Consider the following 880-nt stretch of genomic DNA (forward strand, 5'->3'; position numbering starts at 1 on the left):
GCGTTCCGGAACGCCGAGGACTTCGCCTACGAGGACGACTGGGGCTTCAAGACGTTCCCCGGCACGGAGGGCATGTACACGCTCCACTTCGACTCGTTCCTCTACCCGGCGAACAACCCGACGCCCGAGGCCTCGAAGACCTGGGAGGCGTTCGTCGGCAGCCCGGAGGCCCAGATCGCGTTCAACCAGTACAAGGGATCGATCCCGACCCGGACCGACGTGAGCATGGAGGAGTTCGGTCCGTACCTCCAGGAGACGGCCGAGGACTTCGCGAACGCGGAGTACCGACCGCCGAACCTCCAGCACGGGCTGGGCGTCCCCTCCGAGACGATGACCGCGCTCAACGAGGTCATCTCCTCGGAGTTCACCGGCCCGTACAACGTCGACGCGGCGACGACGGGCTTCCTGGACGCGGTGTCGAACTGAAATCCACGCGATGCTGGATTTTTATCGTCGATTGTACCGGACGATCAGGCCCTCCTCGGGGGACGACGAGGCTAACCCAGACGACGGCGGGGTCCGCGCCGACGGCGGCGTCGTGAGCGACGGCCCCGCGGCCGAACCGCCGGCGGAGCCGGACCGTGACGTGACGACCCGTCTCAAGGCGAGCCTGGATCGGCGCTTCGGAAGCGACTTCATGGAGTCGTCCGTCTTCTGGCTCCCGCCGTTCCTGCTGATGGGGCTGTTCGTCTACGGTGCGGTCATCTGGAACCTGCTGATCTCGCTGACCGACTACCAGCGCTTCGAGAACGCGCCGGACTACTCGGACCTCGACTTCGAGATGTACACCCGGGCGCTCGCGGACTCCGGGTTCATCGACGCCGCGGTCAACACGCTCATCCTGCTGATCGCGTTCACCGCGGGGACGCTCATCGTCGGT

Annotated in this window: 2 pseudogenes; both read left to right on the plus strand. The window is 66.1% G+C overall.

Annotated elements, in window-relative coordinates:
* A pseudogene (locus tag EXE44_RS17280) lies at positions 1-426 on the plus strand (carbohydrate ABC transporter substrate-binding protein); the annotation flags it as partial.
* Positions 427-457: 31 nt separating this feature from the next.
* Positions 458-880, plus strand: a pseudogene (locus tag EXE44_RS17285) (sugar ABC transporter permease); the annotation flags it as partial.

Origin of the sequence: Halorubrum sp. SS7, assembly GCF_005435055.1 — an archaeon.
Classification (GTDB): domain Archaea; phylum Halobacteriota; class Halobacteria; order Halobacteriales; family Haloferacaceae; genus Halorubrum; species Halorubrum salinarum.